Raw genomic sequence first — 15,832 nt, forward strand, 5'->3', positions numbered from 1 at the left:
GGACGGCGCCGAGGGCGGCGCTGATAGGGCGGGCTCCCGCACCCTTCGGGGTGACGGGGGCCCTTTTCGTATGCGGCGGCTGGTAGGCCGGTTTCTTGTCGGGTCAGTCGGCGGTGTTGCGGATGGTCAGGGCGCGCTTGAGGTCGTCGAGTTGGTCGTTGAGCCTGCGGCGGAGGGTGGGGGTGGGGCCGGTGGTGCGGAGGCATTCCTCGCCGAGGCGGAGGTTCTCGTCGGTGACGAGCGGGTGGGGGAAGGCATGGGTGGCGGCGGAGACGGCGAGGGTGGTGCCGCGGCGGGTGGCGAGGGCGACGGCGGCCGGGTAGTAGCGGGTGAGGTAGGGCTGTACGAGGTCGAGTTGTTCGGGCTGCCAGAAGCCTTGGGCAGTGGCGTTGAAGAGGTAGTTGGAGAGGTCGTCGGCTTCGAACAGGGCGTGCCAGGCGGTGGCTTTGGCAGTGGCGTCGGGGAGGGCGGCGCGGCAGCGGGCGGCGCCTTCGCGGCCGGTGGCGCTGGGGTCGCGGGCGAGTTCGGCGTCGATGTCGGCGGGGGTGGTGGCGCCGAGGACGGCGAGCCGGGTGAGGGCGCGCCAGCGGAGTTCGGGGTCGAGTTCGGGGCCGCCGGGGACGGTGCCGGCCTGGAGCCAGTCGTGGAGGGTTCCGGGGGTGGTGGCGCTGTCGATGAAGGTGCGTACGGCGGTGAGGCGGATTCCCTGGCCGCCGTTCTCGGTGCGGGCGAGGAGGTCGTGGCAGAGGTCGGTGAGGGTGGCGAGGGCGACGGGGCGGGCGTCGGCGGTGACGTAGTGGTCGGCGATGTGGGTGCGGGCGAAGGTGAGGACGGCGTGGGTGATGGGGGTGGTGGTCTCGTGGGGCAGGTGGGCGCGGGCGGCGTCGAGGTGGGCGGCGGGGGCGAGGGCGCCGTCGCGGACCATGTCGCGGGCGGCGTTCCAGACGGTGGCGCGGGTGAGGGGGTCGGGGAGGCCGGAGAGGTTGTGGAGGGCGGTGTCCCAGGAGTGGGGGTCGAGGCGGATTTTGGTGTAGGTGAGGTCGTTGTCGTTGAGGAGGACGAGGGCGGGGCGTCGGCCGGGGTGGGTGTGGCTGTGAGTGGAGCCGGTGGCGGGGAGTTCGGTTTCGGTGCGTTCGCGGAGGGTGAGGCGGCGGGGGTCGGCGGGTGACTGGTCGTAGAGGCCGATGGCGAGGTGGTGGGGGCGGGTTCCGCGGTGGTGGACGGTCAATTGCCAGCCGTCGTTTGCCGAAGGGCCGTCGTCTGCGGAAGGGCCGTCGTCGGGGGTTTCGGGGGTGATTTCCGGGATGAGGGTGTCGACTCCGGTGGTGCGGAGCCATTTCTCGGCCCAGCCGTGGACGTCGCGGTCGCAGGCGTGGGCGAGGGAGTCGATGAAGTCGGCGAGGGTGGCGTTGGCGAAGCGGTGGCGGGCGAAGTGTTCGTTGATGCCGGCGAGGAAGTTCTTCTCGCCGAGCCAGGCGACGAGTTGGCGCAGGACGCTGGCGCCTTTCGCGTAGGAGATGCCGTCGAAGTTGAGTTCGGCGGCGGCGGTGTCGAGGACGTCCTCGGGCGCGGGGGCGACGGGGTGGGTGGAGGGGCGCTGGTCGGCGTCGTAGCCCCAGGCTTTGCGGGCGACGGCGAAGTCGGCCCAGGTGTCGGTGTACTGGGTGGCTTCGGTGAGGGTCTGGTAGCCCATGTATTCGGCGAAGGACTCGTTGAGCCAGATGTCGTCCCACCATTGGAGGGTGACGAGGTCGCCGAACCACATGTGGGCCATTTCGTGGGCGATGACCATGGCGCGGGTCTGGCGTTCGGCGTCGGTGACGGCCGATCGGTAGATGAATTCGTCGCGGAAGGTGACGAGTCCGGGGTTTTCCATGGCGCCGGAGTTGAATTCGGGGACGAACGCCTGGTCGTAGGAGTCGAAGGGGTAGGGCTCGTCGAATTTCTGGTGGTAGCGGTCGAAGCAGCGGGTGGTGACGTCGAGGATTTCCTCGGCGTCGGCGTCGAGGTGGGGCGCGAGGGACTGGCGTACGTGGATGCCGAAGGGGATGCCGCGGTGTTCGGTGCGCACGGAGTGCCAGGGGCCGGCGGCGACGGCCATGAGGTAGGTGCTGATGGGCGGGGTGGGGGCGATCTCCCAGTGTCCGTCGGCGGGGTCTCCGGTGCGGGTGGCGACGCCGTTGCCGAGGACGGTCCACTCCGGAGGCGCGGTGACGGTGGTGTGGAAGACGGCTTTGAGGTCGGGCTGGTCGAAGGCGGCGAAGATGCCGGGGGCGTCGGCGAGGCAGCACTGGGTGTAGAGGTAGACGGCCTGGTCGAGGGGGTCGGTGAAGCGGTGCATGCCCTCGCCGGTGTGGGAGTAGGGCGGTTCGGCCTCGACGCGCAGTTCGTGTTCGCCTCGGGTGAGGCCGGTGAGGGGGTATCTGCCGCCGGAGGCGGCGGCCGGGTCGAGGTCGGCGCCGTCGAGGGTGATGCGGCGCAGGCCGCTGGCGGCCAGTTCGACGAAGGTGTCCGCGCCGTCCTCGCGCGCGTCGAAGCGGATGACGCTGGTGGAGCCGAAGCGTTCCTCGCCGCGGGTGAGGTCGAGGTGGACGGTGTAGCGGTGGACGTCGAGGAGGCGGGCGCGGGTCTGCGCTTCTTCGCGTGTGAGTACGGGCATGGGCTCATGGTGCCGCAGCCGGCGGCGAGGGGGCATGGGGGTTTGGGGCAAGCTGTGGGCGTGGTCGTGTCCCCTTGGCCGTCGCGACCGTCCTGATCGTGTCGGCTGTCTTTACCGTCTGGAGTTGGCTGTGTCTGTCGATACTGTGCGTGATCGTGATCGTGCTCGCGGCCTCGTGGAGGCCCGGATCGGGGAGTTCTCGGAGCGGCTGCTGGAGCTCGGGCGGGCTCTGCACGCGGAGCCGGAGCTGTCGTTCGAGGAGCACGCCGCGGCGGCGCGGCTCGCGGAGCTGCTGGAGGGGGCCGGGTTCGCGGTGGAGCGGGGCGCGTACGGACTGGAGACCGCGGTGGTCGGCTCGTACGGGAGCGGCGATCTGACGGTGGGGGTGTGCGCGGAGTACGACGCGCTGCCGGGCATCGGGCACGCCTGCGGGCACAACGTGATCTGTGCGGCGGGGGCGGGCGCGGCGATCGGGCTGGCGGCCGCCGCCGAGGTGCTCGGGATCCGGGTGGTGCTGCTGGGGACGCCCGCGGAGGAGGCGGGCGGCGGGAAGGTGCTGATGCTGGAGCGCGGGGCGTTCGACGGGGTGACGGTCGCGATGATGGCGCATCCGGCGCGCGAGGACGATGTGGATCCGCGGTCCTCCACGACGTCGGTGTCCCGGTTCGAGGTGACGTTCACGGGCCGGTCGGCGCACGCGGCGCTGGCTCCGGAGGCGGGGGTCAACGCGGGGGACGCGGCGGTGGTGGCGCAGGTGGCCGTGGGGCAGTTGCGGCAGCAGTTGCGGGACGGCTATCGGGTGGCGGGGGTGGTGCGGGACGGCGGCGAGCGGTCGAACATCATCCCCGAGCGCACGGTCCTGGAGTGGGAGGTGCGGACGCCGACCGCGGAGGAGCTGGCGCCGCTGAAGGAGCGGGTGCGGGCGTGTTTCGAGGGCGCGGCGATCGCGACGGGGTGCTCCGTGTCGTTCCGTCCGACGCAGCCGGACTATCTGGATCTGCGGAACGATCCGTGGCTGATGGACGCGTACGCGGAAGGGCTGCGGGCGGCAGGCCGCACGCTGCCGCCATCCGCGCCGGTGCGGCTGGGCGCGTCGACGGACATGGGCAATGTGACGCACGCGCTGCCGGCGATCCATCCGAGCATCGGCATCCTGGGCGCCGAGGGCTCGCCGCACACGCGGGAGTTCGCGCGGTCGACGGTGGGCGCGGCGGCGGACGACGCGGTGCTGGCGGCGGCGCGGGCGATGGCCTGGACCGGGGTGGCGGTGGCGGCCGACGCGGAGCGCCGCGCGCACTATCTGTCCGTACGGGGGTGATGACGGTACGGGGGGGCGACGCCGGCGCGAGGGGTGGCGGCCGTACGTGCGGGGACGGGCGGGACGGCGGTACGGGCGGGTGGTCCGTACCGGGGCGGGGTCCGTGCGTACGGGCGGGTGGTCCGTACCGGAGCGGGACCCGTGCGTACGGGCGGGTGGTCCGTACGAGGACTGCGTCCTTCCGGGGCCGGTGTCCGTACGAGCGTGGGGCCGGGCCGTTCGGGCTCGGCTGGGGCCGTCAGGAGCGGGCGATCGTCTCGTGGTGGCGGATCACCTCGGCGATGATGAAGTTGAGGAACTTCTCCGCGAAGGCGGGGTCGAGCTTGGCGTTCTCGGCGAGTTCGCGCAGGCGGGCGATCTGGCGGGATTCGCGGGCGGGGTCGGCGGGCGGGAGCTTGTGCTCGGCCTTGAGGTGACCGACCTGCTGGGTGCATTTGAAGCGCTCGGCCAGCATGTGGATCACGGCCGCGTCGATGTTGTCGATGCTGTCGCGGAGCCGGCCGAGCTCCGCGCGTACGGTCTCGTCGACGTCGACGGTGGTGTCCACGGCGGTGCCTGTGGTGGTGCCCGTAGCGGTGTCGCTGTCGCTTTTCGTCATGGGCCCTGACCCTATGTGGCGGTACTGACAGGGCGCGGTGCGGGGGCCGGTGGCGTGCCGCTCGGCGCGCGAAATCAGATCCGCCGGCGCGTGGGACCCGTCAGCGCGTAGGGCCTCTCGGCGCATGAGGCGGGGCGGTGCCGAGGTCCGTCAGCGCGTGGAGCGGCGGCGGGCGAGGCGCAGCGCTCCGTACGCGCCGGTGCCCGCGACGAGCACGGCGGCGCCGGCGAGGACCGGGCGGGGGATGTCGTGGTGGTCGCGGACGTCCTGGCCGACGTCGACGGCCTGCTTGAGGGGGTTGGTGAAGGCCATGGCCTGGCTCTTCCCCTCGCGTTCGGCGGCGTGGGCGTCGGCTGCCGGGACGGCCACCACTCCGACGGCGACGGTGGCCGTGGCGAAGGCGGTGGCGAGGAGGATGCGGGCCTTGGTGGGCACGGGCGGTCCTTTTCTGTGCGCGTCTCGGGTGCGGCCGCCGGGCGGCGGCGCCGCGGCTCCGGGCCCCGGTTCGGCGAACCGGTGGCCGGGGGCCGCAGGTCAGGAAGTGGTTGTCCGGACCATGAGACGCACGTTACGGAGTCGGGGGCTGCCCGCACCACGGCCATACGGTCACTGTTGCCTCCGTCGCAAGGATGACCGCGGGCCCGTCCGGGTCATACGAAAGTCGATCAGGAGCCGCTCGGGAGCCGCCCCGGAGACGAACCGGAGCGGGATCGGGAGCAGGACCGGAGCCGATCGGACGGGCCCGTTCCGCGCACCGTGCCGCTGTCAGCCGCCGAGGCTCTGGGCCGCCTTCTTGATGTCGGCGGCGAAGGCGCTCACCTCGGTGTAGACGCCGGGGTAGCCGGGCTCGGCGCAGCCCTGGCCCCAGCTGACGATGCCGACCTGTATCCAGCCGCCGGCCGCGTCCTTGCGGAACATCGGGCCGCCGGAGTCGCCCTGGCAGGTGTCGACGCCGCCCTTGTCGATGTATCCGGCGCAGATCTCGTCGCCCGGTGTGAGCTGGTTGCCGTACGCCTTCTTGCAGGTGGCGTCGTCGACGAAGGGGACCTTCGCCTTGAGGAGGTAGCGCTGCTGCTGCCCGCCCTCGCGGTCGGCGCCCCAGCCGGCGATGGTGAACTCGCCGTTGTTGACGGCGTCGGTCTCGGCGATCTTCAGGGTGGGCTGGCTGAGGGGCTTGGCGAGTTTGACGAGCGCCCAGTCCTTGCCCTTGCCGTTGTAGCCGGGGGCCTGGACGACCTGGGTGGACTTCACCGATACGGCCTTGGAGCCCTTGAGGTCGACGTCGCCGACGGTCGCGGTGATGGAGGTGTCACGGCCGCTGCCGTCCACGCAGTGGGCGGCGGTCAGGACGAGCTGCTTGCTGTAGACGGCGCCGCCGCAGCCCATGGACAGCCGTACCATCCACGGGAATTCGCCCTGCTGGGCGCGGGTGCCGCCGACGACGCCGGGGGTGGGGTCGGCCGGTTCGGCCGTGGCCTGGGCGCTGCCGGGCTGGAGGCTGAAGGCGGCGAGGGCGACGGCGGCGACGGCGAGGGCTCTCTTGAGGGGCTTCAGGTGGCGGGACAAGGCGTGTCCTTCCGTGGGGGGGCGGTACTCCTGTCAGGCTCATGTCAATCCACGGTCCGGAAGTCGCCGCCGGAAGGGCTGTGCCGGGATGCGGCGGTGGCGGCGTGCGGCAGTGTGCCGCACGGCGTCCGGTCCCATGGGGGTGAGCCCGTGAAGCGCCCTGTGATTATGTGGACGGGGTGAACGGTGTGACAAGGGTGGCTTTCCGGCCACGCCAGGCCGTCCACATGCGGCATTCGGACTGTCAGTGCCCGCCCGTAGAGTTGGGGCAACGTCTCGGAGCCGACGTCGCCGACGTCTCGGGGCGGGCCGACCGAGCAGTACGGGGGTGATCGCATGGCGGTGCCGGGGAGCGATGTCGAACACGGCTTTCCGCATCTGGAGACGGTCCGCGCCGCGATCACGGCGCTCTACAAACGGCTCTCCTACGACACGGTGCACACCTTCGGGCTGAGCATGCTCCCCGTCGACGTCGCCTTCGACGACGACGAGGACCTCCACCTCGGCGTGCAGCGCGTCGCCCGCGCGATGGTGCAGCATCTGCGCCTCCCCGACGCCCGGATGATCGTCGGCTTCCGCGAGATGCAGCACGCGGCCAACGTCGAACTGGCGGCGGGGCCGGAGTACTTCATCGAGCTGAACGACCGCTTCAAGAACCACCGCCGCGACATCGGCGCCGCCCTCGCGCACGAGGTGATGCACGTCTATCTGCACCGCCTCGACCTCTCCTTCCCCGGCACGCGGGACAACGAGATCCTCACCGACACCGCGGCGGCCTACCTCGGGGCGGGCTGGCTACTGCTGGACGCGTATCGGGAGGACTCCCTCTCCAGCCAGAAGCTTGGCTACCTCACCCCCGAGGAGTACGGCTACGTCCTCGCCAAGCGGGCGCTCGCCTTCGACGAGGACCCCGCGCCATGGTTCACCAGCCCGCAGGCGTACGAGGCGTATGTGAAGGGGCTGGCCCGCGCCCGGCGCGACGAACAGCGGCCGCCGCTGGCCGCCGCCGGGCGGCTCGCCCGCCACCGGTACGCCAGGGACCGCCGCCATGTGGAGTCGGACCCGGCGGCCGCCGCGTCCGCCCTCCCCAACGGCGGCTACGCCTTCGAGGGCCGCGCGCCGCTGCGCGTCGTCTTCCCGTGCCCGACCTGCCATCAGCGGATCAGAGTGCCGGTGCAGGGCAGACTGCGGGCGCGCTGCGGACTGTGCCGTACGGTCCTGGACTGCGACACGTAGCCCTCGCGGACCCCGGGCGCTCCCCCGCTCCCCCGCCCCCACCTTCCCCGCCCTCGGCTTCCCCGCTGAACCGATCGGAACGCAGAAGTGCGGCGCCTGCCTCCGGTCGGGGAGAAGCAGGCGCCGCTGAGGCCCGTACGGCGCTGTACGGACGACTGAGGGGCCGTGAGTGGCCGTGAAGGACCTTGAGGTCCGTCGCTCAGACCATCAGCGAGCGGTCCGTCGGCTTGATGGGGGCCGGCAGCGCGCTGTCCCCCGCGAGGTAGCGGTCCACGCCGCGGGCGGCCGAGCGGCCCTCGGCGATGGCCCAGACGATCAGCGACTGGCCGCGGCCCGCGTCGCCCGCCACGTACACGCCCGGCACGTTGGTGGCGTAGTCGCCGTCGCGCGCGATGTTGCCGCGGGCGTCCAGTTCGAGACCGAACTGGCGGACCAGGCCGTTCTCCTGGTCGGTGCCGGTGAAGCCCATGGCCAGCGTCACCAGCTGGGCGGGGATCTTCCGCTCGGTGCCCGGCTTCTGTTCGAGCTTGCCGTCCTTGAACTCGACCTCGACGAGGTGCAGGAACTGCACATTCCCGTCCTCGTCGCCTTCGAAGTGGGTGGTGGAGACGGAATAGATCCGCTCGCCGCCCTCCTCGTGGGCCGAGGTGACCTTGTAGAGCATGGGGAAGGTCGGCCACGGCTGGTTGGCGGGCCGCTCCTCGCCCGGCCGGGCCATGATCTCCAGCTGGGTGACGGAGACGGCGCCCTGGCGGTGGGCGGTGCCGACGCAGTCCGCGCCGGTGTCGCCGCCGCCGATGACGATGACGTGCTTGCCCTCGGCGGTGATCGGGGAGACCGTCAGGTCGCCCTCCTGCACCTTGTTGGCGAGCGGCAGGTACTCCATCGCCTGGTGGATGCCGCCGAGTTCGCGGCCCGGTACGGGCAGGTCGCGGGCGGTGGTGGCGCCGGCGGCGATCACCACGGCGTCGTAGCGCTTGCGCAGCTTGGCGGCGTCGACGTCCCGGCCGATCTCCACCTCCGTACGGAACTTGGTGCCCTCCGCGCGCATCTGCTCGATGCGGCGGTTGATGTGGCGCTTCTCCATCTTGAACTCGGGGATGCCGTAGCGCAGGAGCCCGCCGATGCGGTCGGCGCGCTCGTACACGGCGACGGTGTGCCCGGCGCGGGTGAGCTGCTGGGCGGCGGCGAGCCCGGCCGGGCCGGAGCCGATGACGGCGACGGTCTTGCCGGAGAGCCGCTCGGGGGGCTGCGGGGTGACGTCGCCGCTGTCCCACGCCTTGTCGATGATGGTGACTTCGACGTTCTTGATGGTGACGGCGGGCTGGTTGATGGCCAGGACGCACGCGGATTCGCAGGGGGCGGGGCAGAGCCGGCCGGTGAACTCGGGGAAGTTGTTGGTGGCGTGCAGCCGCTCGCTGGCGGCGGACCAGTCCTCGCGGTAGGCGTAGTCGTTCCACTCGGGGATGAGGTTCCCGAGCGGGCAGCCCTGGTGGCAGAAGGGGATGCCGCAGTCCATGCAGCGCCCGGCCTGCTTGCTGATGATCGGCAGCAGCGAGCCGGGGACGTACACCTCGTTCCAGTCCTTGACGCGCTCGCCGACGGGGCGGGTCCGCGCGACCTCGCGGCCGGTGGTCAGGAAGCCCTTGGGGTCAGCCATTGGTCGCCGCCTCCATCATCTTCTCGTGGATCTCGGACTCGGAGAGTCCCGCTCGCTCGGCGGCGTCCTTGGCGGCGAGCACTGCCTGGTAGGTGGCCGGTACGACCTTGCTGAACCGGGCGGCGGCGGCCGGCCAGTCGGCGAGCAGGGTCGCGGCGACGGTGGAGCCGGTCTCCTCCTGGTGGCGGCGCACGACATCGTGCAGCCACTGCCGGTCGTCGGCGGTCAGCGTGGTGACGGCGGAGCCCAGTTCCTTGTTGACGTTGCGGGGGTCGAGGTCGATGACGTACGCGGTGCCGCCGGACATGCCGGCCGCGAAGTTGCGTCCGGTCTCGCCGAGGATGACGGCGGCGCCGCCGGTCATGTACTCGCAGCCGTGGTCGCCGACGCCTTCGGAGACGACGGTGGCGCCGGAGTTGCGGACGCAGAACCGCTCGCCGGTCCGGCCGCGCAGGAAGAGTTCGCCGCCGGTCGCCCCGTACGCGATGGTGTTGCCGGCGATGGTCGAGTACTCGGCGAGGTGGTCGGCGCCGCGGTCGGGCCGTACGACGACGCGGCCGCCGGAGAGGCCCTTGCCGACGTAGTCGTTGGCGTCGCCCTCCAGGCGCAGCGTGACGCCGCGCGGCAGGAACGCGCCGAAGGACTGGCCGGCGGAGCCGGTGAAGGTGATGTCTATGGTGTCGTCCGGCAGGCCCGCGCCGCCGAACTTCTTGGTCACCTCGTGGCCGAGCATGGTGCCGACGGTGCGGTTGATGTTGCGGATGGCTACCTGGGCGCGTACGGGCTGGGCGTCGGCCGGAGAGTTCGCGGCGAGCGCGTCGGCGGCGAGCTTGATCAGCTCGTTGTCGAGGGCCTTGGCCAGGCCGTGGTCCTGGGCGGCGATGTGGTGGCGGACAGCGCCGCTGGGCAGGTCGGGGACGTGCAGCAGCGGGGCGAGGTCCAGGCCTTGGGCCTTCCAGTGGTCGACGGCCCGCGCGGTGTCGAGGAGTTCGGCGTGGCCGACGGCCTCCTCGATGGTGCGGAAGCCGAGTTCGGCGAGGAGCTCGCGGACCTCTTCGGCGATGAACTCGAAGAAGTTGACGACGTATTCGGCCTTGCCGGCGAAACGCTCGCGGAGCACCGGGTTCTGGGTGGCGATGCCGACGGGGCAGGTGTCGAGGTGGCAGACGCGCATCATGACGCAGCCGGAGACGACGAGCGGCGCGGTCGCGAAGCCGAACTCCTCGGCGCCGAGGAGGGCGGCGATCAGGACGTCGCGGCCGGTCTTGAGCTGGCCGTCGGTCTGCACGACGATGCGGTCCCGCAGGCCGTTGAGGAGCAGGGTCTGCTGGGTTTCGGCGAGGCCGAGCTCCCAGGGGCCGCCGGCGTGCTTGAGGGAGGTCAGCGGGGACGCGCCCGTACCGCCGTCGTGGCCGGAGATGAGGACGACGTCGGCGTGGGCCTTGGAGACGCCCGCGGCGACCGTTCCGACGCCGACCTCGGAGACCAGCTTCACGTGGATGCGGGCCGCTGGGTTGGCGTTCTTCAGGTCGTGGATGAGCTGGGCGAGGTCCTCGATGGAGTAGATGTCGTGGTGCGGGGGCGGGGAGATGAGGCCGACGCCGGGCGTGGAGTACCGGGTCTTGGCGACCCAGGGGTAGACCTTGTGGCCGGGCAGTTGGCCGCCCTCGCCGGGCTTGGCGCCCTGGGCCATCTTGATCTGGATGTCGTCGGAGTTGACGAGGTATTCGGAGGTGACGCCGAAGCGGCCGGAGGCGACCTGCTTGATGGAGGAGCGGCGCGCGGGGTCGTAGAGGCGCTCCGCGTCCTCGCCGCCCTCGCCGGTGTTGGACTTGCCGCCGAGCTGGTTCATGGCGATGGCGAGGGTCTCGTGGGCCTCGCGGGAGATGGAGCCGTAGGACATGGCGCCGGTGGAGAAGCGCTTGACGATGTCGCTGACGGGCTCGACCTCCTCCAGCGGTACGGGGGTGCGGCCGGCGCTCTTGAGGGTGAACAGGCCGCGGAGCGTCATGAGCCGCTCGGACTGCTCGTTCACGCGCTCCGTGTACTGCTTGAAGATGTCGTAGCGGCGGGAGCGGGTGGAGTGCTGGAGGCGGAAGACGGTGTCGGGGTCGAAGAGGTGCGGCTCGCCCTCGCGGCGCCACTGGTATTCGCCGCCGATGTCGAGGCGGCGGTGGGTGGCGGCGATGCCGGTGGCGGGGTACGCCTTGGCGTGCCGGGCGGCGACTTCCCGGGCGATGACGTCGAGTCCGGCGCCGCCGATCTTGGTGGCGGTGCCGTGGAAGTAGGCGTCGACGAAGGCGCCGTCGAGGCCGACGGCCTCGAAGACCTGCGCGCCGCGGTAGGAGGCGACGGTGGAGATGCCCATCTTGGACATGACCTTCAGGACGCCCTTGCCGAGCGCCTTGATGAGGTTGCGGATGGCGTCCTCGGCCTCGACGCCGGGCAGGAAGGTGCCGGCGCGCACGAGGTCCTCGACCGACTCCATCGCGAGGTAGGGGTTGACGGCGGCCGCGCCGTAGCCGATGAGCAGCGCGACGTGGTGCACCTCGCGGACGTCGCCGGCCTCGACGAGCAGGCCGACCTGGGTGCGCTGCTTGGTGCCGATGAGGTGGTGGTGGACGGCGGCGGTGAGCAGCAGCGACGGGATCGGGGCGTGCTCGGCGTCGGAGTGCCGGTCGGAGAGGACGATCAGGCGCGCGCCGTCCTCGATGGCGGCGTCGGCCTCGGCGCAGACCTCGGCGATCCGGGCGGCGAGGGCGTCGCCGCCGCCGCTGACGCGGTAGAGGCCGGCGAGGGTGGCGGCCTTGAGGCCGGGCATGTCGCCGTCGGCGTTGATGTGGATGAGCTTGGCGAGCTCGTCGTTGTCGATCACCGGGAAGGGCAGGGTGACGCTGCGACAGGAGGCGGCGGTGGGGGCGAGGAGGTTGCCCTGGGGGCCGAGGGAGGAGATCAGCGAGGTGACGAGCTCCTCGCGGATGGCGTCCAGCGGCGGGTTGGTGACCTGCGCGAAGAGCTGGGTGAAGTAGTCGAAGAGGAGCCGCGGCCGGTCGGAGAGGGCGGCGATGGGCGAGTCGGTGCCCATGGAGCCGATGGGTTCGGCGGCGGTCTTGGCCATGGGCGCGAGGATGACCCGCAGCTCTTCCTCGGTGTAGCCGAAGGTCTGCTGGCGGCGGGTGACCGAGGCGTGGGTGTGCACGATGTGCTCGCGCTCGGGCAGGTCGGCGAGGTCGATGAGGCCGGCGTCCAGCCATTCCCCGTAGGGGTGTTCGGCGGCGAGGCCGGCCTTGATCTCGTCGTCCTCGATGATGCGGTGCTGCTCGGTGTCGACGAGGAACATCCGGCCGGGCTGGAGGCGGCCCTTGCGGACGACCTTGGCGGGGTCGATGTCGAGGACGCCGACCTCGGAGGAGAGGACGACGAGGCCGTCGTCGGTGACCCAGTAGCGGCCGGGGCGCAGGCCGTTGCGGTCGAGGACGGCGCCGACGAGGGCGCCGTCGGTGAAGGTGACGCAGGCGGGGCCGTCCCAGGGCTCCATCATCGTGGAGTGGTACTGGTAGAAGGCGCGGCGGGCCGGGTCCATGGAGGCGTGGTTCTCCCAGGCCTCGGGGATCATCATCAGCACGCTGTGCGGGAGGGAGCGGCCGCCGAGGTGGAGGAGTTCGAGCACCTCGTCGAAGGTGGCGGAGTCGGAGGCGTCGGGGGTGCAGACCGGGAACAGGCGCTCGCGGTCGTCCGCGCCGAGCAGGTCGCCGGCGAGCTGGGATTCGCGGGCGCGCATCCAGTTGCGGTTGCCCTGGACGGTGTTGATCTCGCCGTTGTGCGCGACGAAGCGGTACGGGTGGGCGAGCGGCCAGGACGGGAAGGTGTTGGTGGAGAACCGCGAGTGGACCAGCGCGATGGCGGTGGCGAGGCGGCGGTCGGAGAGGTCCGGGAAGAACGGCTCCAGCTGCCCGGTGGTGAGCATGCCCTTGTAGACGAGGGTGCGGGCGGAGAGCGAGGGGAAGTAGACGCCCGCTTCGCGTTCGGCGCGCTTGCGCAGCGCGAACGCCTTGCGGTCGAGGGCGAGGCCGCTGAGCTCCCGGCCGCCGTCGCGGGCGGCGACGAAGAGCTGGGAGAAGGCGGGCATGGTGGCGCGGGCGCCGCTGCCGAGGAGCTGGGGGGCGACGGGGACGACGCGCCAGCCGAGGACGTCGAGGCCTTCTTCGGCGGCGATGGTCTCGATGCGGGAGACGGCGGCGGCGGCTTCCTCGGCGTCGGCCGGGAGGAAGGCGATGCCGACGGCGTACGAGCCGGCCTCGGGGAGGGGGAAGGCGACGGTGTCGCGCAGGAACGCGTCGGGGACCTGGAGCAGGATGCCCGCGCCGTCGCCGGAGTCGGGCTCGGAGCCGGTGGCGCCGCGGTGTTCGAGGTTCCGCAGGACGGTGAGGGCCTGCTCGACGAGCGCGTGGCTCGCCTCGCCGGTGAGGGTGGCGACAAAGCCCACGCCGCAGGCGTCGTGTTCATTGCGCGGGTCGTACAAACCCTGCTGGGCGGGGTGGGATGCGGATCGCATCGGCTCTCCCGTCGTCGTCATGGCATCTGAGGGTGCCGAGGGACGACTCTGGCCCTCTGCGAAGAATTTCACGCAGGTTACATGATGGCCTGCTTCTCGAACAGCGGATGCCTGATTCCAGGATGTGGACTTCAGACGCAATGCGCGAATCGGGGCGAATGCGGATTGATCGCCCGTCGGTGGGGCAACGTGCAGCGGGCGACGTTGCCCGCGACGCTCCGGCCTTATGCCCGGCCGCCCGAACCCTGAAACCGCACGGTAACTCGCTCACTATGCGGCCGGCCGCATAAAGCGTCAACCCACGGCGGTGCCGAAAAGGATGCCGAGCAGGTACGTCACGCCCGCCGCGGCCCCGCCCAGGCCCAGCTGGCGCAGCCCGCTGAACCACCAGGACCGCGCCGTCACCCGCGCCACCACGGCGCCGCAGCCGAAGAGCCCGATCAGCGCGAGCAGCACGGCGGGCCACAGCGACGTCGCGCCCAGCAGATAGGGCAGTACGGGCAGCAGCGCGCCCAGCGCGAAGGAGCCGAAGGAGGAGACCGCGGCGACCATCGGCGAGGGCAGGTCGGAGGGGTCGACGCCCAGTTCCTCGCGGGCGTGGATCTCCAGCGCCTGCTCCGGGTCCTTCGACAGCTGCTCGGCGACCTGCCGGGCCAGGGGCGCGTCGACGCCCCGCGACTCGTACAGCGCGGCCAGCTCGTCGATCTCGTCCTCGGGGTGCTTGCGCAGCTCGCGCCGCTCGATGTCCAGCTCGGCCTGGACGAGCTCGCGCTGCGAGGCCACGGAGGTGTACTCGCCGGCGGCCATCGAGAACGCGCCGGCCGCGAGCCCCGCGAGCCCGGTGATCACGATGGTCTGCGAGGAGGCGGAGCCGCCCGCGACACCGGTCATCAGCGCGAGGTTGGAGACCAGCCCGTCCATGGCCCCGAAGACCGCCGGACGCAGCCAGCCGCCGTTCACATCGCGGTGGGTGTGGTTGTCGCGGTGCGCGACGTGCGGGGCCTCGGCCGTATCCAGGACAGACATTGCTGCGCGTACTCCTCACTTCGGGGGCGGGAGCCCGATGCCCCGCCCCGAACGATTCAAAAGTACGCACGATTTACGGTGATCCGCTAGCAAGGAAGGCCGAACTTACCTCTCTGACCTGCACAAACGCGAGAGGGTTCGGGAAATTCCCGCGCTGCGCCCCGCGTTGCGCCCCCGCTGCGCGACGAGGCCGCCGGACCCGGTGGGGTGCGACGGCCTCGGGGCGACGGAACGGAATCCGTCAGGGCTTCTCGGAGGGTTCCTCGGCGCCGGCGGCGCTCTTCTCGGCCTTCTCGGCTTTATCCGCCTTCTCGGCCTCGGCGGGCTTCACCATAGAGACGGCGGCGTCGTCGCCGCCCTCCGCTCCCGCCGTCGCCGTCTCGATGACGGACTCCCGGCCGGGCCTGCGCTTGGCGGAGACGACCATGAACACCACGGCGGCGACGAAGACGATGATCGACGTCCAGTCGTTCAGCCGCAGCCCGAGGATGTGGTGGGCGTCGTCGACGCGCAGGTACTCGATCCAGAACCGGCCCACCGTGTACGCGGCGACGTACAGCGCGAAGGACCGCCCGTGCCCGAGCTTGAAGCGCCGGTCGGCCCAGATGACCAGCAGCGCGACGCCGATGCACCACAGCGACTCGTACAGGAACGTCGGGTGGTACGTACCGGCGACCCGGCCGATCGACGGGTCGGCGTCGATCTTCAGCGCCCAGGGCAGATCGGTCTTGCGTCCGTACAGCTCCTGGTTGAACCAGTTGCCCCAGCGGCCGATGGCCTGCGCGATGGCGAGGCCGGGCGCGAGGGTGTCGGCCCAGGCCGGGAACGGGACGCCGCGCCGGCGGCAGCCGATCCACGCGCCGAGCGCGCCGAGCGCCACCGCGCCCCAGATGCCGAGCCCGCCCTCCCAGATCTTGAAGGCGTCCACCCAGTTCCGACCCGCGCCGAAGTACAGCTCGTAGTCGGTGATCACGTGGTAGAGCCGCCCGCCGACCAGCCCGAAGGGCACCGCCCAGACGGCGATGTCGGCGACGGTCCCCGACGTGCCGCCCCGGGCGACCCAGCGCCGGTTGCCGATCCAGACGGCGACGAAGACGCCGATGATGATGCAGAACGCGTAGCCGCGCAGCGGAACCGGGCCGAGGTGAATCACGCCGGTCGACGGGCTGGGAATGTAAGCGAGGTCCATGACAGGGACGACGCTACCGTGCCGA

The 15,832-nt window shown here is 71.5% G+C and carries 10 protein-coding genes; 2 read left to right on the plus strand and 8 right to left on the minus strand.

All coding sequences use genetic code 11. The features are described 5' to 3' along the window. Positions 1–103 precede the first annotated feature (103 nt). Complete coding sequence (gene pepN, locus AB0I49_RS24245) at positions 104–2,659, minus strand: aminopeptidase N (RefSeq protein ID WP_363229149.1); 2,556 nt, start codon at positions 2,657–2,659, stop codon at positions 104–106. Between the two features lie 130 nt (positions 2,660–2,789). On the opposite strand from pepN, the gene AB0I49_RS24250 reads away from it, so the two are divergent. Beyond that, positions 2,790–3,977, plus strand: a complete 1,188-nt coding sequence (locus AB0I49_RS24250; protein WP_363229150.1) for an amidohydrolase — start codon at positions 2,790–2,792, stop codon at positions 3,975–3,977. A gap of 238 nt (positions 3,978–4,215) precedes the next feature. Here the strand turns inward: AB0I49_RS24250 and AB0I49_RS24255 are convergent, their stop codons facing one another. From AB0I49_RS24255 to AB0I49_RS24265, 3 genes are all read right to left on the minus strand, one after another. Then, positions 4,216–4,575: a chorismate mutase gene (locus AB0I49_RS24255; protein WP_363229151.1), complete on the minus strand. Its 360-nt coding sequence runs from the start codon at positions 4,573–4,575 to the stop codon at positions 4,216–4,218. A gap of 150 nt (positions 4,576–4,725) precedes the next feature. Next, positions 4,726–5,010: a hypothetical protein gene (locus AB0I49_RS24260; protein ID WP_363229152.1), complete on the minus strand. Its 285-nt coding sequence runs from the start codon at positions 5,008–5,010 to the stop codon at positions 4,726–4,728. 330 nt (positions 5,011–5,340) lie between these two features. Then, the gene (locus AB0I49_RS24265) at positions 5,341–6,141 is read right to left on the minus strand and encodes a serine protease (protein WP_363229153.1); all 801 of its coding nucleotides are present in this window, start codon (positions 6,139–6,141) and stop codon (positions 5,341–5,343) included. Between the two features lie 336 nt (positions 6,142–6,477). Between AB0I49_RS24265 and AB0I49_RS24270 the strand changes: the two genes are divergently transcribed. Continuing rightward, entirely contained in the window at positions 6,478–7,377 is a 900-nt protein-coding gene (locus AB0I49_RS24270) for a hypothetical protein (RefSeq protein ID WP_363229154.1), read from the plus strand. 199 nt (positions 7,378–7,576) lie between these two features. On the opposite strand, the gene AB0I49_RS24275 is transcribed toward AB0I49_RS24270, so the two are convergent. The 4 genes from AB0I49_RS24275 to lgt form a co-directional block, all read right to left on the minus strand. Further along, positions 7,577–9,037, minus strand: coding sequence for a glutamate synthase subunit beta (locus AB0I49_RS24275; protein WP_363229155.1), 1,461 nt, complete (start codon positions 9,035–9,037; stop codon positions 7,577–7,579). Further along, positions 9,030–13,592: a glutamate synthase large subunit gene (gene gltB, locus AB0I49_RS24280; RefSeq protein ID WP_363229156.1), complete on the minus strand. Its 4,563-nt coding sequence runs from the start codon at positions 13,590–13,592 to the stop codon at positions 9,030–9,032. The genes AB0I49_RS24275 and gltB overlap by 8 nt, the downstream gene beginning before the upstream one ends. Before the next feature lie 294 nt (positions 13,593–13,886). Then, on the minus strand, positions 13,887–14,618 hold the full coding sequence (locus AB0I49_RS24285; protein WP_363229158.1) for a VIT1/CCC1 transporter family protein: 732 nt from the start codon (positions 14,616–14,618) through the stop codon (positions 13,887–13,889). Between the two features lie 241 nt (positions 14,619–14,859). Then, positions 14,860–15,807, minus strand: a complete 948-nt coding sequence (gene lgt / locus AB0I49_RS24290) for a prolipoprotein diacylglyceryl transferase (RefSeq protein ID WP_363229159.1) — start codon at positions 15,805–15,807, stop codon at positions 14,860–14,862. Between the last annotated feature and the right edge of the window lie 25 nt (positions 15,808–15,832).

The organism is Streptomyces sp. NPDC050617, assembly GCF_040654795.1.
In the GTDB taxonomy this organism is placed as follows: domain Bacteria; phylum Actinomycetota; class Actinomycetes; order Streptomycetales; family Streptomycetaceae; genus Streptomyces.